We start from the raw sequence: 23,183 nt of genomic DNA, 5'->3' as shown, positions 1-23,183 counted from the left end.
TCAGCGTTTGCTGTCGTCGCTTGCCTTGGCGTTCCCTTCTGCATTCTCCTTTGCCTTTACCACTTCCTCAGCTGCAACCAGCTTGAAGTTGATCTGCCGCCGCTCTTCTTCCACCCCGGCAAAGCGCACTTTAACCGCCTGTTCGAGCTGGAAGATACGGCCATTCTTATTGTGAATCAGGCGCAGGGTAATCGGGTCAAAGCTGTACTTGCCGTTGAGATCCTTGCAGCTGACAAAGCCTTCCAGCCCGTTGGCTTCCAGGCGCACGAAGAAACCAGCGGGTATGGTGCGGCTGATCACGCCGTCCATGGGTTCTTCACCCAGGGATTTGGCAAACTCGCTTTTGAGCCAGGTTTCCAGACTGTTGGCCGCCTGCCGGGCTTTGAACTGGGTGTTTTGCAGCATCAGCAGTTCATCGTTGCCCAGTGCCTTCATGGGGGTATCCCAGAGCGCAGCCTTGATCACCCGGTGAACGTACAGGTCCGAGTATTTGCGCAGGGGTGAGGTAAACGTGGTGTAGGCGTTGAGTCCCATGCCCTGGTGCGGCGCAGCGGTAAATGCCAGTTCCGCCCGGGCCAGCTGGCGGGAGAGGATGGCTTTCACCGGTACTTCCGCCTGCAGTTCCGATGTTTGCTTCATCAGCGCCTTGAACCCTTCCGGGCTGGCTGCATCAATATCCGCCAGGTGCGGCGCATAGCCTTCAATCAGCGCCCGAATGTTGTCGGCGCGGTCGTCCCGGAGCCCGGGATGCTGGATAAACAGGCCGGACGGCTGCCGGGCCAGAAAATCCGCAGCGCAGCGGTTAGCCGCAATCATGCACTCCTCCACCAGGCGGTGTGCCTCGTTCTGTACCGAAGGCTCGATGCTGCGAATGCGCCTGTTTTCATCCAGTCGCAGGCGGAATTCGGGCCGGTCACCGCTCAGCAGCGCGTGTTCACTGCGCCATTTTCGCAGGGCCGTTGCCGCCTGGTGGAGCTGATCCAGGCTGTTGCATACGGATTCCGGCAGGGCCTTGATGTCTTCGTCTTCCCGCCCTTCAATCAGGTTAGAGACCAGATCGTAACTGAGCTTGCCCCGGGAACGGATGACCGCCTCATGGAAGCTGTAATCGCCCAGGCTGCCGTCGTTATTCACCTGCAGATCGCAGACCAGGGCGAGCCGCTTCACATCGGGCATCAGCGAGCACAGGCGCGTGCTGATGGTGTCGGGCAGCATGGGCAGAGGCTCGCCCGGGAAGTAAATGGCGGTTGCGCGCCTGAAGGCTTCCAGCTCAGCGGCACTCTCAGGGCCAATCACAGCAGACGGGTCGGCAATGGCAATGGATAACACCCAGCCGGTGGCATTGGGCTCGGCCAGCAGGGCATCGTCCATGTCCTGGGTGGCAGGGCTGTCGATGGTGACATAGGCACGGTCGGTGCGGTCTTCCCGACCGGCTTCGAGGGCTTCAATGGCTGACTCGTCCAGGCTGTCCGCCTGTTCCACAACGGGTGCCGGCCAGGTGTCTGCCAGATCAAACATCGCCAGCGTCAGGGCGCGTTCAATTCCCGGATCGCCGGCTTTGCCGATAACCCGCAGAACCTTTGCCTGGCCCTTGCCGTCTTTGATCGGGTGCCTGTGCATGCAGCAATACAGGTAATCATCCGGTTGCGCATTCATGCGCTCTTTCGGCGGAATGAAAATCCAGCGGTTGATGCCCGGCGTTTCCGGCACCACAAAGTGCCCCTTGCCTTTCACCAGATAGTGCCCGACAAAGGTGCTCAGCCGGGTTTCAAGAAGCTCGTCGACGACACCCTGGGTTTTGCCCTTTTCCACTTCCTGCTCGGTGACGTTCACTCTGTCACCCGGGAGCACTTTCTGCATTTCTTCCGGTGGCAGGAACAGATCCCGCCCTTCATCCAGTGCGACGAATCCGAAGCGGCCGTTGGTGGCTTTAACCGTCCCGGGGAAAACAACTTTGCTTTCCTCTAAGTCAGACTTTAGCTGGCGCAACTGGTTGAGAGCGTCGGCATTGAGCATGGATTAACCTGGCTGAAAAAAATGAATGATGGGGCGGAGTATAACGGTTATGGCGGTATGAGTCAGACCTGTTACACCCGGTTCGTTTCGATCGCTTCGGGGCCATTGATGCAAACACGGTTGCGACCCTGACTCTTGGCGCGGTACAGCGCCTGATCGGCGTTCCGTAAAATGGTGTCGCTGTCGTCTCCGGGCTCCGAGAAATAGCCACCTATGCTGATTGTTACGGGGGTGCCTGTTTTGCGGCTCTCCTGCTCCACGGTCTCCCGCATGCGGGTGGCGATCTGTTCAAGCGTGGTCGGGCTGCAGGGTGAGAGCAGTATTACAAACTCATCGCCGCCCCAGCGCCCTGGGTGGTCGTAAGGGCGAACGCTGGCTTTTAGCCACAGAGCCACGCGACAGAGTATTTCGTCGCCGGCCTGATGGCCAAGCTGGTCATTGATGGATTTGAAATGGTCAATGTCCAGCCAGATAACGCCGAAACCCGTGCCCTGACGGGCCGCACGCTCGATTTCTTCCAGCAGCAGTTCGTCCAGGCCGCGGCGGTTTCTGAGGCCGGTGAGCGGATCGATGCGTGCCAGCCGGTGCAGCTCGTCGGTGCGCTGGGCAACCTTGTTTTCCAGTTCCTGCGTGGAGTGTCGCAGGCTGTCGGTCATTTTTTCGAAATGATCGGCGAGCCGGCCAATCTCATTATCAGGCTTGTCCAGCCGGGGCAGTGCAAAGCTGCCGCTGCGAACCTTTTCCACCGCTTCTTCCAGCCCCATAATGGGTTTGACGATGCGCGACTGGATAATGAGGTGAAACACAATCAGGGTGATCAGCAGGCTAGCGATAAAGACCGCCACCAGAGGCCACAGATAGCTTTGGGGTAACAGTGTGTTCAGGTCCAGCAGGGTGATTTCAAACCAGCCGATGGCCGGCAGAAAAGCCACCCCGGCGAGATGTTCGCGACCCTCTACGGTGACAAAACCGCTTTCCACATGGCCTGGCTGCCCGGCGTTTTTCTTCAGCAGTTGCAGCATGCCCAGTATTTTCTGCTTGTCTTCGGGATTCTCGAACAACAGATCGACGGTGTTTTTCTGGCCCTCGGGCTTGATGACGCTGGCAAAATCTATGTAGTTGCGATCCCGGTACAGTTGTATCGCGCCGCCGTAATCCACAAACAGTGTGGTGATGCCGTTCTGGTTGATATCCACAATATCCTGCAGAAAGGTATCCAGGTTCAGCCCTGTGCCCACCATGCCGACAATCTCGCCGGCCGGGTCGCGCATCAGCACATCAATCCAGAGCTTGGTAACGCCCAGTTCGGTATCAGGATTCACGTTCAGGTGAAAATCCCGACCCTCCTCGATCAGCTGGTAAAACCAGGCGTCATCGGGCTTTTCCGGGTCCAGAACGTAGCGAAACTGCTCGCCGGCAAACTCGTTATCGGCATTGTTGTAGTAATACCGCCCGCTCGCCCGCAGGGCGACAAAATAGCTTTTATCGCGAAAATTGGCGCGGAAGCTTTCCATTTCCCGGATGGCGTTGTCTTTGAGTGCTTTGTTGTCCGGGGCGGCAGACCAGTTGATCAATGCGGTGGAGTCGGCCATTTGCCGGGCCAGGCCAATTTCGCGCTCGAGGGATTGCAGAAGGCGGGCGCTGTCGTAGCGCACCTGTATCTCGGCGACCTGGCGCCCCCAGCGCTCAATCAGATCCGCTGAAAGCTCCCGGTAGGCCAGCCAGGAGGCGCAGGCAGCGATAATGATCAGGCCGGCAGCGAGGCTGAGAAACCGGGTTTTAAGGCTCAAGAAATTCCATCTCCGTTCCAGGGGGATCGGGAACGATCATAGAGCACTGGCTGGCAAGTGTGTATAAAAGAATGCCAGAAAACCACGGGAATCTGTTGCAGAACAGTACCGGTATTCTTAAGCCACAGGTACTGTTCCGGCCCCGGCGGGGCGGCGCTGTTCAGGCCGGAGCCTGTCGGCTTCGGCTAGTTGTGTTCGGAGAACACCTTGGTCTGGCCATTTTCGTTGAACATCAGCACCTGATAATGGTCTTTGCGGTCACCCATTTCCATACCCGGTGAGCCGGCGGGCATGCCGGGAACGGCCAGGCCCCTGGCTTGTGGCGCGTCGGCAATCAGCTGCTGAATGTCGCTGGCAGGCACATGGCCTTCTATGACATAGTCGCCCACGAAAGCCGTGTGACAGCTGGCCAGATTGCGGCTAAGCCCGGCCTCGAACTTGACGCGATTCATGTCTTGAGTATCGGTGGTTTTCACATCAAAGCCATTGCTTTCAAGGTGCTCTACCCAATCGGTACAGCAGCCGCATGTGGGCGATTTGTAAACATGAATGCTTTGTGCGGCGCCTGCTGCCAGTACAGGTGTGCTGAAACCAAGTGTGGCAACCAGGGCTGTTCCGAGAAGCTGTTTTTTCATGATTTTCTCTCCAGTGTCGTGTTCAGTGATGGCTATGGTCTTGTACAGGCGCATCGTTGTCCGATGAGGAAAGCCAGAACCACCAGACCGTGGCGGCCATCAGGGCAAGGCCACCGGCATTGACCAGTATTGTTTCCATCAGTTCCGCTCCCTGTTTGTGTTTTGGCTTTGGGTTTCTGCCGGTTTGTGGCTGGTTTTAAACAGCCGCAGCCGGTTGGCATTGGTAACCACGGTTACCGACGACAGTGACATGGCAGCGCCGGCAAAAATCGGGCTCATCAGAATGCCCCAGACCGGGTACAGCAGGCCCGCCGCGATGGGAATGCCCAGAGTGTTGTAAATGAAGGCGCCAAAGAGGTTCTGATGAATGTTTTTTACCGTGGCGCGGGAGATCTCGATAGCGTCCGGTACACCGTGCAGCGAGCCACGCATCAGTGTGATGGCGGCGCTCTCGATGGCCACATCGGTGCCTGTGCCTATGGCAAAGCCTACATCCGCCGCGGCGAGCGCGGGCGCATCGTTGATACCATCACCGACCATGGCCACGGTATAGCCTTTGCCGCGCATCTCGTTTACCACGTCGGCTTTGTCCTCTGGCAGCACTTCTGCACGGTAGTCATCGATGCCGGTTTTTGCAGAGATGGCTTTGGCGGTGGCGTCAATATCGCCGGTAACCATCATCACCCGGATGCCGGCATCATGCAGGCGCTGGATAGCCGCCTCCGAATCGGGTTTGATGGCATCGGCAACGCCCATAACGCCCAGCAGTTCAGTGCCGCGGGCAAGAAACAGCGGTGTGCCGGCCTGCTCGGTAATGCCTCTCTCGACATCGGAAAGATCGCTCAGCGACAGCCCTTCGGCTTCCAGCCAGCGGCGGTTACCCAACCGAACCGGCTCGCCCTCAAACTGGCCCTTCACGCCTTTGCCATTCAGCGCTTCGAAGTCTGTGACCCTGAGAGGCTGTATGTTGCGCTCCGCGGCTTCGTTGGTAACAGCCTCTGCAAGTGGGTGCTCGGAGTGCCGCTCCAACCCTGCAGCCAGCGCCAGCAACTGCTGTTCATCGCCATTCACCGCGTGCAGGCTGGTCACCGCCGGGCGCCCTTCGGTGATGGTGCCGGTTTTGTCGAGAATCACCAGGTCCAGCTTGCCAGCCGTTTGCAGGGCATCACCCTGGCGAATCAGGGCGCCGTATTCCGCCGCCTTGCCAACGCCAACCATCACCGACATAGGCGTGGCCAGGCCCAGGGCGCAGGGGCAGGCAATGATCAGAACGGTCGTCGCCGCAACCATCATATGCACAACCGCAGGCTCCGGCCCCACGTTGTACCAGACCAGTGCGGACGCTATGGCAATCAGCATGACGCTGGGCACGAACACCGATGATATCTTGTCGGCCAGCCGCCCAATGGCGGGTTTTGAACCCTGGGCTTTCTTCACCAGGTGAATAATCTGTGCCAGGGCGGTTTCACTGCCCACACGGGTGGCCTCATAAATAATGGCACCATGGGTGTTCAGCGTGCCGGCAGACACCTCGTCATCCACGGTTTTCGTCACCGGCATGGGCTCACCGGTGAGCATGCTTTCGTCAATGCGGGTGCTGCCTTCAATAACCCGACCGTCCACAGGCAGGTTTTCACCGGGGCGAACACGGATGTGATCGCCCTTGCGTACATCCTCTACCGGGATATCCTGCTCCTGCCCGTCCCGGATAACCCGGGCGGTTTTCGCTCTCAGATCCAGCAGCCGGCGAACCGCCTCAGACGTCTTGCCCTTGGCCCGCAGTTCCAGCGCCTGCCCAAGGTTGATCAGGCCGATGATCATGGCCGAGGCTTCAAAATACACATGCCGGGCCATTTCCGGTAAAGCCTCGGGAATACTCACCACGGTGATGGAATACAGCCAGGCGGTACCCGTGCCCAGGGCAATCAGCGTATCCATATTGGCATTGTGGTGCCGGAAAGCCTTCCAGGCGCCAGTGAAGAAATGCCCACCGGTGCCGGCCATAACCGCCAGCGTGATCAGGCCGAGAACAAGCCAGGTGCTCTGGTTCGCGTCGGTGACTGTCATGGAGCCAAAGCCCATACCCCAGACCATCATGCCCAGGCCCAGGCCCAGACTGATGGCCATTTTCACCAACAGGGTCCTGTACTGTTTCTTGTCCTCTGCCTGCTTCTGTTCATCGGCGGCGTCTGCATCCTCAATCACACTGGCGCCGTAACCGGAACTCTCCACCGCCCTGACCAGGGCCTGGGGGTCAACTGCCCCGGTTGCCGTGGCGGTATTGTCCGCCAGGTTCATATGGGCATGGGTAACACCAGGCACCGATTTCAGTGCCTTCTCAATGGTATTCACACAGGACGCACAGGTGGCACCGGTTACGGCCAGTTGCACCTGCTCATCACCGTGTGCGGGTGGCGCTGTCGATTCTTCTGGTTTGCTCTCTGCGACCCCGGTGTCTTCAGTATCGTTCGTCGCCTTGCCCGATGCAGCACCGGCGTTAGCGTCTACCTCACCGGATCTGGAAGAACAGCAGCTGGCTGGCTTCTCAGCTCCGGCCTCCGCCACCGGTTCCGCCGGGTAACCGGTTTCGGTCACAATCCGCGCCGCTTCCGTGACATCAACACCTCCCGGCAGGGCTACCGTCTGATCCTCCAGATTCACCTCTACCAGATCCGCGTCACCGGTCAGCGGCTCCAGGGCATTGCGTATCTTCCTGGCGCAGCCCTGACAGGTGGCACCGGAAATGCTCAGCGTGGTATGTAACACAGGTGCTTCACTCATAATGATCTACTCCTCAACCTGCTTTGCGGGAGGGTTGTCATCCCAATGTTCAATCAAACGGCAGATGGTATGCCCATCCGGCGTACCGTCCGGCATGTCCTGCCAGGCGGCCAGAGCAGTTTTCATCCGCTTGCGCAACTGCTGCAACTCCTCAATCTCCCGCTCCACTTCGGCCAGCCGCTGCTCGAAAACATCCCGAACCATCGGGCAGGGCGAGTGATGCTCATCCGCCTGATCCAGAATCTGCCGGACCTCGATCAATGAAAACCCCAGCTGTCGCGCCTTACGCGCAAAACGCAGGCGCCGAAGATCCTCAGCGTCAAACTGCTGATAGTTGTTATCCGGGTTCCGGGACGGTTTCAGCAGCCCCTCTCGGGTGTAAAAACGCACGGTATCCGGACTCACTCCGGCAGATGTAGCAAGTTCTTTAACTTTCATATTCAGCAGCACTTACCAAACGTTAATGAGCGGCGGTGTGGGAGGCTTGTCCGAAAATGCTCGTAGCCAGGGAAGGCGGAGAGCAAGCGTACAGGGACGTATTCACAGCGGTTTTCGGACAAGCCTCCCACACCGCTGCGTCGATCGCCGAAGTACGATCGCAGACTAATTTAGAAACTAAGCATAGCCTAAAACCTGTGACCTACTCACAGGTCAAAGGTTTTCAGGAAGAGGGGTCTTTCGCCCGAAGGAAGGTACCGCAGTTTTTGCACTGATCAGGCGCCATCAATTTCGCCTGCCAGCCAATCTTGTGGCCACACGCCGGGCAGGCCAGACGCAACTGCAGAATAATGATCGGAGTGATCAAAGCAGCAATCAGAAAACCCAAAGGCCCCCAGCTCTCGCCACTGGAAAGCCCAAGCTGGCTGCTGAACACCAGCACAATCACCAGAGCCACGAACGCAAAAATGAAATAATTCCGGTTCCAGCGCTCCCAGCGGCGGAGCCTGCTGTCCTGTTCCGGTGTCAGATAACCCGTGGCCATAAAATTTCACCTGAAAAATCCAATGACTGCCACCACTATGGTGGGGACCGCAGAGGCTGATTACAAATCCGAATCAGCCGTTGCTCTTTGTTTAATAGCAGCGCTTCTGCCAGCTCCGCCGCCGGAGGCAGCGTCAGCATGCACCACAAATTCCTGTTCGTAGTGTCCCGGATTCACGGACTGACCGGCGCAATGCCCAGCCGCGGGATTTCCTGCTTGGGGCAGAGGTCCATGACAACCGTCAGCCCGGCCGCTTCTGCTCTGGCGGCGCCAGCCTCATTGATGACGCCAATCTGCAGCCAGATCACAGGCACCTTCAATTCAATAGCCTGATCAATCACCGCGTCTGTGCGCTCCGGCGCCAGAAACAGCTCCACCATGTCGACCGGTTCCGGCAAAGAGGCAATGTCGGGATAGACCGTCTCGCCCAGCACTTTCTGGCCTGCCAGCCGGGGATTGACCGGAATCATCCGGTAACCCTGCTTCTGCATGAACTCCATGACTTCATGGGAAGGCCGGTGGGTTTTCTCACTGGCGCCCACCAGAGCAATGGTGCGAACGGTACTGAGGATTTGGTGAATACGCTTGGGATCTTGAGTTGTCATGGTACCCTTACTTTTTTCAGAGTGGTCAGCTAATAGGCGCCTGGCAACCGTGCAGGTCTGCGCCTCCGTTCAACTGAATATACGTGCACCCGGTCAGGCCATCAAACCGGATCGCTCAGACTTTTGATCACTGGGTAGAGAGAAGGGGATTGATGATGGCAGTACTGGTACCGTTCGAATCCATGATCGGAGCATTGTTTGTCACCGTATTAGTGGGTGCTTACATACGAAAATTACTGAGATGATGTGCTATGTGGTATCTGTGCGGTCTGGGAAGCAACATTGAGCCTGAGAAAAACGTAGCGCTGGCGCTGGCGGAGCTTCTGAACCGTTTCGGTACCCTGTGGCTGTCTCCCGTGCTTCGCACGCAACCAAGTGGCATCGAGACGCCCAATCTGTTTTTGAATACGTTGGTGGCGTTCACCTCGGAGCTGGACCCTGATCAGCTGAAATCACAGCTTAACCGGCTGGAGGAATCCCTGGGGCGGGACAGGTCTGATCCTTTGAGCGCCGAGAAAGACCGACCCATGGATGTGGATATTCTGGCCTGTAGTGCAGATGGGCGATTTGCTGACCAGACATTCAGCGAACCCTATTTCAGGGCGTTGTTCGAGGGTGACAGCGATCTCTCAGCCCGCGTCACCATTGATCTGCATGGACATTCCCTGGGCAAGGCGCCGGCCACCATCCACCGGAATCTGGGCGCCGGTGATGAAATCATTGTCGATCAGGGCCAGCAGTTGAATCACCACGCTGTGGAATCCACCTTCCCGGGGCAACAGGGTCTCTGACAGAACCTGCTTCTTCTGATCGTCTGTGTGGCTGGGCAGAAAACCGATCGGGCCCGGCATAATGGCATTCACCCTGACATTCGGTGCCAGCTTGCCCGCATAGCTCAGGGTCAGGCTCGAAAGCGCAGCCTTGGAGGCGCAGTAAGCGGCAAACCGGGGGTTGGGGCGCTCGCTGAAGATGTCGGTAATATTGACAATCAGGGAAGGCGTGCCCTGGGCTTTTGCGGCGGTTACAAGTTGCGCCTGCAGGCCATGCATCAACATCATCGGAGCGGTACTGTTGATCTGGAACAGCCGGTTGGTCTGGGTCGCCAGATCGAGGGTGTCGGCCATGTCGGGATAGAATTCAGAAGCATTATTCACCAGAACGTGGATATGCGGGGCCTGGCTCCGAATCCGCTCCAGTGCCCCTTGCACATTGCCGGGCTCGGCCAGATCCACATGAATACTGACTACGCCCCGGGATTCAAGTTGTTCCAGCTCCGGTGTTGTGCTGCGGTACAGCACGAACAACCGGTATCCCCGCTCCAGCAGCGCCTGGCTGATGTGGTAGCCCAGGCGGCGTGCACCGCCGGTGATTACCGCCACAGGGGCAGGAGTTGGTGTCGCCATAAGCTCCGGCCTCAACCCCTGTTTCCAACCAGTTGCAGAAATTCGGTGCGCGTGGCCTGGGATTTACGGAACTGGCCCAGCATCACCGACGTTTTCATTATCGAGTTCTGTTTCTCCACGCCACGCATCATCATGCACATGTGCCGGGCTTCAATCACCACCGCCACCCCCTTGGCGTCGGTCACGCTTTCCACGGCTTCGGCAATCTGGCGCGTCAGGTTTTCCTGGATCTGCAGTCTGCGGGCGTACATATCGACAATGCGCGCAAACTTGGACAGACCCAGAACCCGGCCCTGGGGGATATAGGCAATGTGACACTTGCCGATAAAGGGCAGAATATGATGCTCACACATGCTGTAGAGTTCAATATCCTGAACCACGACCATCTCATCCATTGCGGACTCGAACACTGCGTTGTTCACAAGATCACCGAGATTCTGCTGGTAACCGCGGGTGAGGAACTGCATGGCCTTGGCAGCGCGCATGGGGGTATCCTGCAGACCTTCACGGTTGGTGTCTTCACCCAGCCCGTCGATGATGGCGCGGTAGTGCCCCGCGAGGTCTTCAAGAAGTTTGCTCATAGTCTTTTCCGGTTCTCTTGGTAATGCGGAGGTAGGGTGCAAGGGCCAAAGCTTAAGTGAAATTGGCCGGTATCTCTACGCTTTACGATGGCGCTTCCCGAAAAGACCAGTCATGGTTGGCAGTTTTCGCAGTAAATCTGCACGACTGTGGCAGCACAGAGGGGTTTATTCTACAGTCGCAGGTGAAAGAAGGATTTATGGGAGACAGCGCATGGAACAGCAGGTGCCGGGTATCAGGGACGAAAGCGCTGCGCGCCGCGAATCGATCAGCCTCGAGGAATGGCAGCAGGGCGGTAAATGGTTCTTCTATGAAGGCCATGCCATATTCAGCCGCATGGGAGGGCAGGGTGAGCCGCTGGTGCTGATACACGGGTTCCCTACCGCAAGCTGGGACTGGAACCGGATCTGGCCCATGCTGGTGCAGAACAACAAACTCCTGGTTGCGGATTTGCTGGGTTTCGGATTCTCTGACAAGCCGCGTGAGCATGCCTACAGCATTGCAGACCAGGCGGATCTGGTTGAGGGTCTGCTGGAAGGGCTGGGGCTGGAAGCGGTGCATCTGCTGGCCCATGATTATGGTTGCAGTGTTGCGCAGGAGCTGTTGGCCCGCGAGCAGGAGGGAGTACTGCCCTTTCAGATTGCCAGTGTCTGCTTTCTCAACGGAGCCCTGTTCCCGGAAGTGCATAACCCCCTGATGATCCAGAAGCTGCTGCGCAGCCCCATGGGCGGGCTGCTTAGCCGGGCGCTTACCCGGCGAAGTTTCGAACGCAGCTTTCTCAAGCTGTTCGGCAGTAAAAACCTCCCCGACCAGCAGGATTTGGACGACTTCTGGCACCTGTTAACCTATAACAACGGCCGCGGGATCCTGCATCATCTGATCCAGTTTATGGAAGAACGCCGGTGCCACCGCCATCGCTGGGTCTCGGCGTTGCAGAATGCCAGGCAACCCATGCGCCTGATTTCTGGTACCGCGGACCCTGTTTCCGGTGCCGCCATGGCGCAGCGATATCAGGAGCTGATTCCGGAGGCGGATGTCGTGCAGCTCAGAAATGTCGGGCATTACCCGCATTTTGAAAGTCCATGGGAGGTGTATGGCGCCTACCGGGAGTTCCGCAAGCGCCATTCAGATCCTGAACACTAGCCGGCCAGCACTGGCATAGACCACCAGGAAAGTGGCAAAAGCCGTTACCACAACAGAGGGGCCGGCCGGCGTATCCAGATACCACGACATGCTCAGGCCACCGCCCACGGCAACAAACCCGAACACCACAGCCAGTGCCGCCATATGCTCCGGAGTACGGGCCAGCCTGCGGGCGGTGGCGGCAGGAATGATCAGCAACGCCGTAATCAGCAGAACGCCTACCATTTTCATGGCAACGGCGATCACCAGCGCAAACATCAGCATCAGCAGCAGGCGCAGGCGCTCAACCGGGATCCCTTCCACCCTTGCCATTTCTTCGTGGATGGTACTCATGAGCAAGCCACGCCAAAGCAGGATTAAAAGTGCAAGGATGATAACCGCACCGCCGTAAATCCAGAGCAGGTCGTTGCGATTCATGGCCAGAAGGTCGCCGAACAGCAGGCCGGTCAGATCAATCCGTACATGGGGCATAAAGCTCAGGGTCACCAGACCTATGGCCAGTGCACTGTGGGCAAGAATGCCCAGCAGGGTGTCTGTAGCAAGGGTTTTATTGCGGGAAAACAGCATCAGGGCAATGGCCAGGACAACGCTGGTAATGATAACCCCGAGATTCAGGGGAACACTGATCAGAAAGCTGAGAGCTATACCCAGCAGTGCCGAGTGAGCCAGGGTGTCGCCGAAATAGGCCATGCGGCGCCACACTACAAAGCAACCCAGCGGCCCTGCGATCAGAGCCACCCCGAAACCGCCAATAAGTGCGCGCCAGAAAAAATCACCCAGTACCGCATCAATGATGCTCATGCTGACACCCCTCTTGGCGCTCTGCATGGCTTTCGTCATGACCGGTGACTGAGCGCGAGGGCCCGGACCCCACCACGTTGCCGTGCAGGTCGTGGCTGTGGTTGTGGTGGTGATGATAAACCGCCAGGGATTCGGCCACTGGCCGGCCAAAGGTCTCAATAAAGGCCGGATCGTGGGAGATATCGGCAGGGTAACCACTGCAGCACACGTGCTGGTTCAGGCAGATCACCTTGTCGGTGGCCGCCATCACCAGATGCAAATCATGGGAAATCATGATAACGCCACAGTTCAGCTCGTCCCGCAACTGGCGAATGAGGTCGTAAAGTGCCGCCTGGCCATTGATGTCAACGCCCTGGGCAGGCTCGTCGAGAACCAGAAGATCGGGTTTACGAACCAGTGCCCTGGCCAGCAGGAGCCGCTGCTGCTCGCCTCCGGAAAGATGGTGTACCGAAGCTTCGAGCAGATGGCTGACTCCGGTTCGTTCCAGTGCAGAAATGCAACGGGCCAGCGGCTGGCCACTGAGTTGCATGAAGCGTTTAACACTCAACGGCAGCGTCGATTCCAGATGCAGGTGCTGGGGTACGTAACCGATGACCAGGCCTTTTGCGCGCATGATCCGGCCACTGGTAGCGGCCTGTATACCCAGAATGGCTTTGATCAGCGTGGTTTTGCCGGCGCCATTTGGCCCGATGATGGTAATGATGTCGCCACGATGCAGTGCCAGATTGACACGATCAACCACCGTGCGCCCGTCAAAACGGACGGATAGATTTTCGATGGCAACCAGCGTTTCATTCATGATGCTGCCCCGCCTGACAACCCGGGCACAGGCCGGCAACCTCCAGTGTGATGGTTTCCGTACGGAAAGTTTCTGCGTTGGCAGCAGTTTCGATTGCCCTGGCTACCGACGGGTCCATCAGTTCCAGCACATTGCCGCAGGCCCGGCAGATAAGAAACATGCCGGTGTGTTGCTCACCGGCATGGGCGCAACCGGTAAAGGCGTTAAGTGAGGCGATGCGATGCACCAGCCCGTATTGTTGCAGGAAATCCAGCGCCCGATATACCGTTGGTGGCGCAGCGTTGTGGCCCTCGGCGGTAAGCTTTGCAAGCACATCATAGGCCCCCAGGGGCTTATGGGATTGCCAGATCAGTTCCAGCACCCGTTCGCGGGTCGGAGTCAGGCGGGCATTCTGCTTGCGGCAAATGGACCTGGCATCAGCCAGGGCCTGACTGACACAGGCGTCGTGATTGTGGGGGCGATACGGCAGTGCGCGGGCAGACATGATGGGGATCCTGCAGAGTTTGCAACATTATAACATTTGCATGGATCCCTGTGCCATGAGCCAGAGGAGGCATCCTTCACAGGCTACTGTCTCCTGCTCAGGCTTCCGATTCCCTCGCAAGAGATTCCAGATAGTCCAGGTCTGGAATCCAGGCGGCCTCGCCATCCACATCTACCTGCATAAGATCGGCGGGGCCGGTCTCACCGTCCAGCCGCTTGACCTGTTCCCTGGTAATACGCACCTGGCTGGGAATGCCCTGGGTGATCAGTGCCATAAAGCGAAGGTCGCTGCGGGCATCACTGATGGTGTTGAGTACCACGATCCGGCCCCGGTTTTCACCGGGCACCGAGAGGGCTCCGCCATTGGCGGCATCGTAAGAGATAACCGGCAGGTTCAGTCCACGCCAGTCCAGGCGACCGGCCAGCCAGCCCGGTGTTTCTGTGCCCGCGTCGTTACAGGCGTAATCCACAACTTCTGCAATGGATACGTTGGGCAGCAAAAGCTGCCGCCTGCTCACGGGAATCATGACGCAGGAGAGGGTTTGGCTGTTGTCATTCATTGCTTTTGTCCTCCAGCGGAGCGCCGTTTCTGCCGACCTTTGAGAAGGCAGGAATTTTCGATGGTTTTGACCAGTTCCCGGGCCAGCTCCTCCGGTGTGCCAGAAAAGCTGGCACAGCCGGTGGCGGCCACGGAATCCGGCATTGAGCTGTTGCCGCAACTGGCGCTCTCCTGAACCCAGATCCGGCTACCGTAGGCTTTGAGCAAGGGGGCGGCAATCGCGCCGTCGTTACCCATGCCGGAAAACAGGATGGCGTGGCAGTGGGCACCGTAGTGGTCTGCTGTGTTCAGCAACACCTGGTCAATAGACGGGCCGTAAGGGCCGGGCCAGGGGCTGTTCTGTTCGGTCAGCACACCGGTACTGTCAAATTTCCACTCACGTTCAACCGGCATCAGTACCACATCGCCGTTTTTTATCCGGTAATTCTCTTCCGCGTGCCGCAGTTTGTAATGCGCGTGGCGGCCAAGTACACGGGTGAGCACCTCGGCAAAATTGCCGTCAATATGCTGGGCGTATATAAAGCCCGCAGGCAGACCCGGTGGCAGATTATCCAGGAACGTCTTCACTGCCTCCGGGCCACCCAATGAAGCACACAGAACCCAGATCTCTTCTGCAACAGTGCCCCGGGCTGCGGATGTTAACCATTGCGGGAGCTGCGACGGCACCGGGCTTTGCGGTATCTGTGTTTCCAGTTCTTCGATGCTGGCCCTGGAGTCCAGTTGTGAAAGCTCTCCAAGTTGCTGCTCAAGCTTGTCCAGAAGCCTTCGCTCCCAGCGGAAGTACTCCGGGCTGCCGGTTCCGGGTGCCTGGTCCAGTCCGAACAGGATCGGCGCCTCGGTATTCTCCAGCAAAAAGTCGAACAGGGCAGGGTGATCCGCTTCGTCTTCCAGAGTGACAAGCCAGAGCCCGGCTTCCGGAAAATCCGGATAATCCTGCAACCGCTCGGGGTCCCCGGAAAAACACACCTCCAGGCCAAACCTGGCAACGGCTTCCTGCAGACGGTGTCGCTGCAGGACTACGTCCGACACGATTCCGACCTGAGCCCGACCGCCAAGGCCGGTCATCACTGATTACCGGTCAGCCGTTCGATGGTCTTCAGCAAATCGGTCTCCTGGAAGGGTTTGCCGAGGTATTCGTTGACGCCGATGGCCAGTGCCCGCTCACGGTGTTTCTCACCGGTCCGGGAGGTGATCATGCAGATGGGCATGTCGCTGAGGTTGTCGTCGTGTCTTACGAAACTGGCCACCTCGAAACCATCCATGCGCGGCATCTCGATATCCAGCAGCATGATGTCCGGTTTGTGGTCCTGCAGCTGGGCGACCGCATCCAGGCCATCTTTCGCCGTGATAACTTCCATGCCATTGCGCTCCAGCAGGCGGGAAGTCACCTTGCGAACGGTAACCGAATCGTCCACAACCATCACAACGGTCGCCCGTTCTTGCTGGCGCACCGCTTCACGGGCTTTTTCAAGATCCGCCAGGCGCTGGCGCTCAGACAATATGTCGGAACGGATCATGGCCGGCAGGTCGAGAATGACAACCACGTTACCATCACCCAGAATGGTGGCACCGGAGACGCCACGAACGGAACTGAACTGCGGGCCCAGGGATTTAACAACGATTTCCCGGCTACCCATCAGGTTATCTACCTGCAGGGCCATCGGCTGTTCTGCGCCCCGAACCAGAATCACCGGCAGTGGCAGAGCCTGGCCCTGTAGTTTGGGGTGGTGATCACTGTTCAGCAGGCTGCCGAGATACTGCAGGCGATACTCCCGGCCTGCATATTCGTACATGGGCGCATCCGGCTTGTAGTATTCCTCAAGCTCGTAGGTGCTGACCCGCACAATGCCTTCGATGGTGTTCAGTGGTATGGCGTAGAAGTCTTCCCCCGTGGCCACCATCAGCGCACGATTCACCGAAACGGTAAAGGGCAAACGCACAGTAAATACGGTGCCCCGGCCAAGCTGCGATTCGATATCCAGGCTGCCGCCAAGCTGCTTGATCTCGCTGGCGACCACATCCATGCCCACACCCCGACCGGAAATCTGGGTAACCTGCTGGGCGGTGGAGAACCCGGGCTGCAGAATAAACTGCAGGATTTCCCGCTCCGAAAGTTCTTCATCCGCCCGCAACAGGCCCTGGCGGATGGCTTTTTCCCGAATAACCGCGGAGGGAATGCCAGCGCCGTCATCTGCCATGCGCAAAACCACGTCGCCGCCTTCCCGGGCCAGTGACAAGGTGACCTCACCCGCTTCCGGCTTGCCGGTTTTGCGGCGCTGCTCCGGGCTTTCTATGCCGTGATCGATGGCGTTCCGCAGCATGTGCTCCAGTGGCGGAATCATGCGCTCCAGGATATTGCGATCCATTTCGCCTTCAGCATTGCGCACATCGAATTCCACCTTCTTACCCAGTTCACCGCTGGTCTGGCGAACAATCCTGCGCAACCGGGGCACCATGGAAGCAAACGGAATCATCCGGGTCTTCATCAGACCTTCCTGGAGCTCCGTGTTGATGCGGGACTGCTGAACCAGCAGGGTTTCTGTGTCGCGCACCCGGTCGGAAAGGGTTTCGCGCAGATCCGCGAGGTCCGAGGAGGATTCGGTTAACGCCCGCGACAACTGCTGGATGGACGAATACCGGTCCATTTCCAGCGGATCGAAATCGTCTCCGTAATCCGGGCCATGCTCTTTCTCGGCGCTGAACAGAATCTGCGCTTCGGTTTCAATTTCCATACGGCGCAGCTGCTCTCGCAAACGCTCGATGGTTGCGGCCATCTCATCCAGGGTATGGCCAAAATCGCTGCTTTGCTGTTCAAGGCGGCCACGGGTGATACTGGTTTCACCCGCCAGGTTAACCAGCTCGTCCAGCAGTGACGCCGATACCCGAATGGTTTCCTGTGCCATGCGCTGTGCGTCTGGCATTCTGCTGCGAGCTTTTGCACGGGCGGGCCTGGGTGCGGGCTCGGCGGTATGCGCCTCCGCAAGCTCCCGCGCTGTTTCCGCGTGTGTTGGTTCCGGTGCCGGCGCAGGCGCTGCGACTTCGGACGCCGCTTTGTCCCGTATTTCCGCAACCAGGGCAATGATGCCGTCGTGCGCTTCGGTAATAGCCTGCCACTGGCTTTCATCAGGTGCATTGCCGTCAAGATCTATAAGCCGGGCTTCCAGCGCGTGGGCCTTGTCGCCCAGCAGTGAAAGCTGTGATAAACGGGCTCCGCCTTTCAGGGTATGAAGAGCCCGCTGAGCCTCCTGATTGAAATGATTGTTGGCGGGTTCTTTGCGCCAGTCAGCCAGCAGTTGCTCCAGCTGATCCATGATCTCGCCGGCTTCCTCCAGGAATATTTCCAGGATCTCGGGGTCGACAGCATCCTGGCTGGCCGTGGCCGGATCTTCCGCTGAGGGCTCAGCGGTGCTGGTGTCCTGGCTTTGTGCATTGTTGAACGCAGTAAGTAGCTCCGGATCGGCAACCGGTTCTACGCCCTCACGCAACCGGTCGAGCATGGATTTCAACTCGCCAAGACCGCGATCACTCAGCGCGAGTAAAAGTTTCTGGTTACCCGGGTTGGAAATCAGGGCGTCCAGTGCACCCGACCAGGCTTCTGCCAGGTCCGCAACAGGGTCAACATCAGACAGGCGTGCGCCGCCTTTTAAGGTGTGCAGTTCCTGCTGCAGCTGTGCAACGCCGTCCATTAGCCGGGGCTCTTCCCGCCACTGATCCAGGCACTCGCTGATGGCATCGTAGATTTCGAGACCTTCATCCAGGAAGATGCCGGTCAGGTTGTCGTCGGTCTCTACAGACAGGGTTTCCGGTGGCTGTGCCGGAATGTTGGTGTCTGAGGGCCCGGCCACATCAGGTGTGGCTTCACCCTGCACAATGGCCTCAACCTGGGCCACCAGATCGCTGGCAGGAGGGCAGGGTTTCCGGGTCGCAACCTGTTCAACCATCTGCGCCAGCCGGTCGTGGCAGGCAAACAGCAAATCGTTCATGGCGCCATTGGCTTCAAGCCGGCCTTCCGCTACTTTTTCGAACAGGTCTTCCAGTACGTGGGTCAGGTCGCCAATGGCCTCAACCCCGGCCATGCGCGCGCCCCCCTTCAGGGTATGGACGTCACGTTGCAGTTCTGCAGCGACGGAACGGTTGGACGGGTCCTCGCTCCAGGTGTGCAAGGCACTGCCTGTTGAATTGATCAGGTCGTAGGCTTCTTCAAGGAAGATGCCGATCAGCTCCGGGTCCAGATGCGACAGGTCGTCGCAGCGTTCGCCCTCACCGGGCTCTTCAGGCTCTGCAAGTTCGGGCCATGGTGGCACCCCGTCATCGGAGGCGGCGCTTTCCGGCTCATCGGACCCAGTCACATCGGTTACTGGCCGTGAGCCGGTGGTGTTGTCCATGTAAGCGCGGATTTCGCCGATCAGGTCCGGGGCCGGGCGGGGTGGCTCTTTGGCTTCCATGTTTTCTATCATGCCGGCAAGCCGGTCATGGCAGCGGAAAAGCAGGTCAGACAGGTCTTCGTTAATGGACAGTCGCTGTTCGGTCAATCCCTCAAACAGGTTCTCCAGTTCATGGGCGAGATCCCCCACAGCCGAAATATCAGCCAGGCGTGCGCCACCTTTGAGGGTATGGAGGTCTCTTTGTAACAGGCGCAGGATATCGAGATTACCGGTGGCTTCGCTCCAGCTCTGCAAGGCTTCTGCTGTACTGTCGATAAGGTCGCGGGCTTCATCGAGGAAGATTTCCGCGAGCTCTTCGTCCAGCTCGCTGGCAGATGCGTCAGTGCCTTCGTCCTCAGCCCAGTTGGTTTCAGGCAGGGGCAGTTCGGGCCATGGCTGCGCATCCACACCGCTGGCGGGTGTGTCAGCGGTTTCAAGCTCGTCCATGTCAAAGCTGAGGTCAATTTCTTCCAGGTCATCTGTGAACTCCTGGTCGAACGCACTCCTGACCTCGGCTTCCGGTGCGGACAGAGCACGGGTAAGTGCTTCAAGCCCGGATACCAGTTCATCACCCGATTCGGTCGCCAGCCCGGCGGCAACCTGGTCCATCATGTTTATAAGGTGTTCATGGGCGTTGAGCATGGTTGCAAAGAACGCAGCATCGGGGGCCTGGTTCCTGGCTAATGCTGCGGCATAGACTTCCTGCAAGGCTCCTGATAACGCCGCGATGTCGGGCAACCCGGCGTCTGATGCTGCGTCGGTAAGATGCGCCAGTTCTGCGGTGAGCCGATGCAGTGAACTCCGGTCCTGCGGGCTTTCCTGCCACTGCGCAAGGATAAGGTCGGCATCCAGAACTATGTCCAGGCCGTCATTCCGGAACAGCTGCACGAGCTGGGGTGGCGCGGGCTGCTGGCCATCGGTGCTGGTGTCTTCGCTGTAGGTGCGGAGCCTGTCATTGGAAACATATTCCAGCTTTTCCAGGAATGCTTCCGTGCCGGGCAGCGAGGCCTGTGGTTCCTGGCGTATCTGCGCAAGGCCTTTTGTCAGGAAGTCACAGGCGGTTTCGAGAAGTGACAGTACATCGCGATCGGCACGCAGGTTCTGGGCACGGGATTCCTTGATGAAGCGCTCAAGGGGAGCGATAACCGCTGCAATCGGCGCAATGCCTGCTGTGTGCGCGCTGCCCTTCAGGGTATGCAGGGCACGGGACAGGTTATCGGTGTAGGATACGTTGGACTTGTCGCCTGCGGAGGCCAGAAAGTCTTTCAGGGTCTGCAGGTGGGTTTCGGTCTCGCTCTCGAAAATATCCAGAAGAACCGGATCAACAGCGCCTTCATCTGCTCCATAGTCGATGTCCGGTGCGCCTGCGGCTGTGGTACCGGACATATCTTCGGCTTCGGCAGCAGGCATGGTGCTGGTGTCGGGAATTTCGCCGTTGGCCAAGGCGGTGGCACGGGCTTCCAGGGCGGACGGATCGACCGAAGGCTGCCGATGATTTTCAAAATCATCGACCAGCGCAGGCAGCACGCCGGTTGCCTCCTCCAGTAAGCTGGCAATATCGTCGTTCATGAAGATGCTGCCGTCGATCACCCGGTTCAGCATATTCTCGATTGACCAGGCGAGCTCACCCACCGCCAGGGCGCCGACCATGCGGCCGCTGCCTTTAAGGGTGTGGAAGGCCCGGCGCACTTCGGACAGCGCACTGCGGTCATCGTGCTGGCGCAGTAGCATGGGGAGGTATTCGCGGATGGTCTCCAGAACCTCGCCGGCTTCTTCGACGAAGATCTCCAGGATTTCATCGTCGATCAGGTCGTCCTGCTGGCCACCGTCGCTGGCCGGATCCGGCTCGGCGCTGCTTTCCGCCATTGGCTCCGGCAGGTCAGCCATTGACTCCGACAGATAAGCCGCCGGTTCGGTCAGGTGTTCGTCGGCTGCCTCCGGTACCATCGTGGGTTCATCGTCGCTGCGGCGGGTTGTCGCCATGGCCTGCGCACGCTCAATCAGCCCGGCTACGTCGCCGGTGGTCTGGCCCTCACGGAATTCGTGAATCAGTGACGGGATGCGTGCGTTGACTTCATCTACCAGGGAGAACAGATCGTCATTCGGTTTGATGCTCTGATCAATGACCCCGTTCAGCAGGTTCTCCACCGACCAGGCCAGTTCACCCAGACTGGTGGCGCCAACCAGGCGTCCGCTTCCCTTGAGTGTGTGGAAGGCCCGGCGAACTTCGGTGAGCGCCAACCGGTCATCATGGCTCTGGCGCAGGCGCGGGTAAAATTCCTGGATGGTTTCCAGGACTTCTTCGGCCTCTTCCACAAAGATGGCAAGAATCTCGTCATCAAGAAGTTCTTCGTCCGATGCCTTGGCTTCCGGCTGCCCGGCGGGCATGCTGGCCGCCATTGCCGGCTCGTCGTCCGCCAAAGGCTCAACAACCGGAACTTCTGGTTCGGGTTCTGTGCCCCAGGTGGGCTCTTCGCCTACCGGGAAGCCCAGCCTGGCAAGGCTTTCTTCCGCTATCCGGAGAATGTCCTCGTTATCACTGATGCCTTCCGCCAGGCGCTCAAGGTAGTACTCAATGCTGGTAATGGCGTCGGCCAGGGTATCCAGCTGTTTCCAGTCGGGTACGTGCCTGTCGCTGAGCAGTACATCTGAAATGTAACGTTCAGCTGAAGCCAGCATGCTGGAAACCCGTTCCAGTGGCACTAGGCTCAAACCACCCTGGATACTGTGAAGCAGGCCCGGCACATGCTCGATTTCCCGGGCGTCCCACTGGGATGCAATAAAGTTGATAACCGCAGATTTTACCTGCTCCAGCGTATTTCTGGATTCCCTGAGAAGAGCGCCGCTTGCTTCCCCGAGCTCCCGGGAACCCTGGTTGAAATGAACAGGCAGGCTGTCGCGACCGGTTTCGATGCGCTCCGGCTGCCGGTCGCTGTCAAGACCGGCAAGGCTGGCTTCCACGTAGAGCAGCGCTCCGGCTATGTCCATCAGGGTGCCATCGTCAACCGGTTGCGCTTGCGAGCTGAGCGTTTCAATCAGTTCGGTCTGCTCGGTAATGACTTTGCGCGGAATTCCCAGGCCCAGTACCGCGAGGGTATTGCCCACTTGCACCATGCCGGGCAGGAGATCTTCAAGTTCACTGTTCTGGCGCAGCTCTGAACGTACAAAAAGATCCAGCTGGTCCTTCAGTTTGGCCAGCTCTTCGTTGAGCGCGATGACAACCGAGTGAATGGCTTCCCGGCCGGGGCCGGAGACGCGCGTGCGGGCTGCATCCACATCGTCTTCAGAGGGCAGGGCCTGCTCGAGCCGATAGCGGCTGCGCAGTTCCCGGACCCTTTCAGAATCCAGATCCCTGGCACGGGCAACATAGTACAACAGGTGTTTCAGCAGGGCGTCGGGGGCCGGTTGGGCGAGAATATCCCTGTGTTCGTCAGTGAGGCGACGGATTTCGCTGTCGAGTTCCCGAAGCAGGGCTTTTACCGCCGCATTGACCGGGTTGGCCCTGGCCTGCAATGTGTCAACAAAGGCGGCAGCAGCTTTCCAGAGCTCTCCGCGAGGAGTGTTGTTGCACAGGCGGATCAGGCGATGAATGACTTTCTGCAGGTAAACGAACTGGGCGTCCAGATCATCGTCGCGAATGATGCCGGCGAGGGCAAACTGGTACATCTGGCGAAGCTTGCGGATATGACCCAGTACTTTGGGGTCCTGCAGGCGTTGCGACACTTTGCTCGCAACCCGCATGCGGGATGGACCCAGATCCGGCTTGAACAGTGAGGTGTCCGAAAGCAGGGAATCACCCCGCGCTGCCCGGAGATCGTTCAGCAGAGGCAGCAGCACCATGGGGAAATCGTCCTGGCTGCTGCCCAGGTGTTCCAGGTATTGGGGAAGCTGCAGAATTGCCTGCATCAGGACATTAACGGCTTCGTCCACACTGGTTACGCGGTTATCCAGCACAGCCTGGGTGAGCTTTTCCATTTCTTCGGTCAGCAGGGCTGCACCGTAGAGCTCAACCATCTGCAGGGTGCCATGCACCTGATGGAGATAATTCAGGCAGAAGCGCAGGCGTGCCGTGTCTTCGCGGTTTTCAACGTACGCCTCCAGCGCATGCTGACCCTGGGTCAGCGTGTCCTGTATCTCGCCCCGAACCCAGTCGAGGGCGATGCTGTCATGGTGGTTGCCCATA

Annotated in this window: 16 protein-coding genes and 1 pseudogene; 2 read left to right on the top strand and 15 right to left on the bottom strand. The window is 58.6% G+C overall.

The features are described 5' to 3' along the window. From CDH48_RS12950 to CDH48_RS12920, 7 genes are all read right to left on the bottom strand, one after another. The gene (locus tag CDH48_RS12950; RefSeq protein WP_100689170.1) at positions 1–2,016 is read right to left on the bottom strand and encodes a ribonuclease R family protein; all 2,016 of its coding nucleotides are present in this window, start codon (positions 2,014–2,016) and stop codon (positions 1–3) included. A gap of 71 nt (positions 2,017–2,087) precedes the next feature. Next, positions 2,088–3,806: a diguanylate cyclase domain-containing protein gene (locus tag CDH48_RS12945; RefSeq protein ID WP_100689169.1), complete on the bottom strand. Its 1,719-nt coding sequence runs from the start codon at positions 3,804–3,806 to the stop codon at positions 2,088–2,090. A 185-nt stretch (positions 3,807–3,991) separates the two neighbouring features. Next, entirely contained in the window at positions 3,992–4,441 is a 450-nt protein-coding gene (locus CDH48_RS12940; RefSeq protein ID WP_100689168.1) for a DUF411 domain-containing protein, read from the bottom strand. A gap of 138 nt (positions 4,442–4,579) precedes the next feature. Next, positions 4,580–7,222, bottom strand: a complete 2,643-nt coding sequence (locus CDH48_RS12935; RefSeq protein ID WP_100689167.1) for a heavy metal translocating P-type ATPase — start codon at positions 7,220–7,222, stop codon at positions 4,580–4,582. Positions 7,223–7,228: 6 nt separating this feature from the next. Beyond that, positions 7,229–7,660, bottom strand: a complete 432-nt coding sequence (locus CDH48_RS12930; RefSeq protein WP_100689237.1) for a MerR family transcriptional regulator — start codon at positions 7,658–7,660, stop codon at positions 7,229–7,231. Between the two features lie 223 nt (positions 7,661–7,883). Beyond that, positions 7,884–8,204: a hypothetical protein gene (locus CDH48_RS12925; protein WP_100689166.1), complete on the bottom strand. Its 321-nt coding sequence runs from the start codon at positions 8,202–8,204 to the stop codon at positions 7,884–7,886. A gap of 173 nt (positions 8,205–8,377) precedes the next feature. Further along, positions 8,378–8,809: a CoA-binding protein gene (locus tag CDH48_RS12920; protein ID WP_100689165.1), complete on the bottom strand. Its 432-nt coding sequence runs from the start codon at positions 8,807–8,809 to the stop codon at positions 8,378–8,380. Positions 8,810–9,060: 251 nt separating this feature from the next. On the opposite strand from CDH48_RS12920, the pseudogene CDH48_RS19425 reads away from it, so the two are divergent. Further along, positions 9,061–9,351: pseudogene (locus tag CDH48_RS19425) on the top strand (2-amino-4-hydroxy-6-hydroxymethyldihydropteridine diphosphokinase); the annotation flags it as partial. An 87-nt stretch (positions 9,352–9,438) separates the two neighbouring features. Here CDH48_RS19425 and CDH48_RS12910 read toward each other — a convergent pair. Together CDH48_RS12910 and folE are read right to left on the bottom strand one after the other, a co-directional pair. Next, a complete protein-coding gene (locus tag CDH48_RS12910) occupies positions 9,439–10,212 on the bottom strand; it encodes an SDR family NAD(P)-dependent oxidoreductase (protein WP_100689163.1) in 774 nt (257 codons plus the stop codon). A gap of 11 nt (positions 10,213–10,223) precedes the next feature. Then, positions 10,224–10,793 carry a GTP cyclohydrolase I FolE gene (folE, locus tag CDH48_RS12905; protein ID WP_100689162.1) on the bottom strand — a complete coding sequence of 190 codons (570 nt, stop codon included), beginning with the start codon at positions 10,791–10,793 and terminating at the stop codon, positions 10,224–10,226. Positions 10,794–11,004: 211 nt separating this feature from the next. Here folE and CDH48_RS12900 point away from each other — a divergent pair, with 211 nt between their 5' ends. After that, positions 11,005–11,934: an alpha/beta fold hydrolase gene (locus CDH48_RS12900; protein WP_100689161.1), complete on the top strand. Its 930-nt coding sequence runs from the start codon at positions 11,005–11,007 to the stop codon at positions 11,932–11,934. Here the strand turns inward: CDH48_RS12900 and znuB are convergent. From znuB to CDH48_RS12870, 6 genes are all read right to left on the bottom strand, one after another. Further along, positions 11,917–12,735 carry a zinc ABC transporter permease subunit ZnuB gene (gene znuB / locus CDH48_RS12895; RefSeq protein ID WP_100689160.1) on the bottom strand — a complete coding sequence of 273 codons (819 nt, stop codon included), beginning with the start codon at positions 12,733–12,735 and terminating at the stop codon, positions 11,917–11,919. The genes CDH48_RS12900 and znuB overlap by 18 nt on opposite strands. Then, a complete protein-coding gene (gene znuC / locus CDH48_RS12890) occupies positions 12,722–13,534 on the bottom strand; it encodes a zinc ABC transporter ATP-binding protein ZnuC (RefSeq protein ID WP_100689159.1) in 813 nt (270 codons plus the stop codon). Before znuC ends, znuB begins: the two co-directional genes overlap by 14 nt. Next, a complete protein-coding gene (locus CDH48_RS12885; protein ID WP_100689158.1) occupies positions 13,527–14,018 on the bottom strand; it encodes a Fur family transcriptional regulator in 492 nt (163 codons plus the stop codon). Before CDH48_RS12885 ends, znuC begins: the two co-directional genes overlap by 8 nt. A 97-nt stretch (positions 14,019–14,115) precedes the next feature. Continuing rightward, positions 14,116–14,577 carry a chemotaxis protein CheW gene (locus tag CDH48_RS12880; RefSeq protein ID WP_100689157.1) on the bottom strand — a complete coding sequence of 154 codons (462 nt, stop codon included), beginning with the start codon at positions 14,575–14,577 and terminating at the stop codon, positions 14,116–14,118. Next, the gene (locus tag CDH48_RS12875; RefSeq protein WP_100689156.1) at positions 14,574–15,641 is read right to left on the bottom strand and encodes a chemotaxis protein CheB; all 1,068 of its coding nucleotides are present in this window, start codon (positions 15,639–15,641) and stop codon (positions 14,574–14,576) included. The genes CDH48_RS12880 and CDH48_RS12875 overlap by 4 nt, the downstream gene beginning before the upstream one ends. Beyond that, positions 15,641–23,182 (bottom strand): Hpt domain-containing protein, encoded by a 7,542-nt coding sequence (locus CDH48_RS12870; RefSeq protein WP_100689155.1) that lies wholly within the window; start codon positions 23,180–23,182, stop codon positions 15,641–15,643. Before CDH48_RS12870 ends, CDH48_RS12875 begins: the two co-directional genes overlap by 1 nt. Position 23,183 lies beyond the last annotated feature (1 nt).

This window comes from Marinobacter aromaticivorans, assembly GCF_002806975.1.
Taxonomy (GTDB): Bacteria; Pseudomonadota; Gammaproteobacteria; order Pseudomonadales; family Oleiphilaceae; genus Marinobacter; species Marinobacter aromaticivorans.
This window is presented reverse-complemented; position numbering and strand designations above follow the sequence as displayed.

What these genes read in the sequence shown, in the direction of transcription:
- CDH48_RS12925 (WP_100689166.1), bottom strand. Translation starts at nt 8,204, where the DNA reads ATGGCCACGGGTTATCTGACACCGGAACAGGACAGCAGGCTCCGCCGC.
- folE (WP_100689162.1), bottom strand. Translation starts at nt 10,793, where the DNA reads ATGAGCAAACTTCTTGAAGACCTCGCGGGGCACTACCGCGCCATCATC.
- CDH48_RS12910 (WP_100689163.1), bottom strand. Translation starts at nt 10,212, where the DNA reads ATGGCGACACCAACTCCTGCCCCTGTGGCGGTAATCACCGGCGGTGCA.
- CDH48_RS12900 (WP_100689161.1), top strand. Translation starts at nt 11,005, where the DNA reads ATGGAACAGCAGGTGCCGGGTATCAGGGACGAAAGCGCTGCGCGCCGC.
- CDH48_RS12885 (WP_100689158.1), bottom strand. Translation starts at nt 14,018, where the DNA reads ATGTCTGCCCGCGCACTGCCGTATCGCCCCCACAATCACGACGCCTGT.
- CDH48_RS12875 (WP_100689156.1), bottom strand. Translation starts at nt 15,641, where the DNA reads ATGACCGGCCTTGGCGGTCGGGCTCAGGTCGGAATCGTGTCGGACGTA.
- CDH48_RS12870 (WP_100689155.1), bottom strand. Translation starts at nt 23,182, where the DNA reads ATGGGCAACCACCATGACAGCATCGCCCTCGACTGGGTTCGGGGCGAG.
- CDH48_RS12940 (WP_100689168.1), bottom strand. Translation starts at nt 4,441, where the DNA reads ATGAAAAAACAGCTTCTCGGAACAGCCCTGGTTGCCACACTTGGTTTC.
- CDH48_RS12950 (WP_100689170.1), bottom strand. Translation starts at nt 2,016, where the DNA reads ATGCTCAATGCCGACGCTCTCAACCAGTTGCGCCAGCTAAAGTCTGAC.
- CDH48_RS12880 (WP_100689157.1), bottom strand. Translation starts at nt 14,577, where the DNA reads ATGAATGACAACAGCCAAACCCTCTCCTGCGTCATGATTCCCGTGAGC.
- znuB (WP_100689160.1), bottom strand. Translation starts at nt 12,735, where the DNA reads ATGAGCATCATTGATGCGGTACTGGGTGATTTTTTCTGGCGCGCACTT.
- CDH48_RS12935 (WP_100689167.1), bottom strand. Translation starts at nt 7,222, where the DNA reads ATGAGTGAAGCACCTGTGTTACATACCACGCTGAGCATTTCCGGTGCC.
- znuC (WP_100689159.1), bottom strand. Translation starts at nt 13,534, where the DNA reads ATGAATGAAACGCTGGTTGCCATCGAAAATCTATCCGTCCGTTTTGAC.
- CDH48_RS12930 (WP_100689237.1), bottom strand. Translation starts at nt 7,660, where the DNA reads ATGAAAGTTAAAGAACTTGCTACATCTGCCGGAGTGAGTCCGGATACC.
- CDH48_RS12920 (WP_100689165.1), bottom strand. Translation starts at nt 8,809, where the DNA reads ATGACAACTCAAGATCCCAAGCGTATTCACCAAATCCTCAGTACCGTT.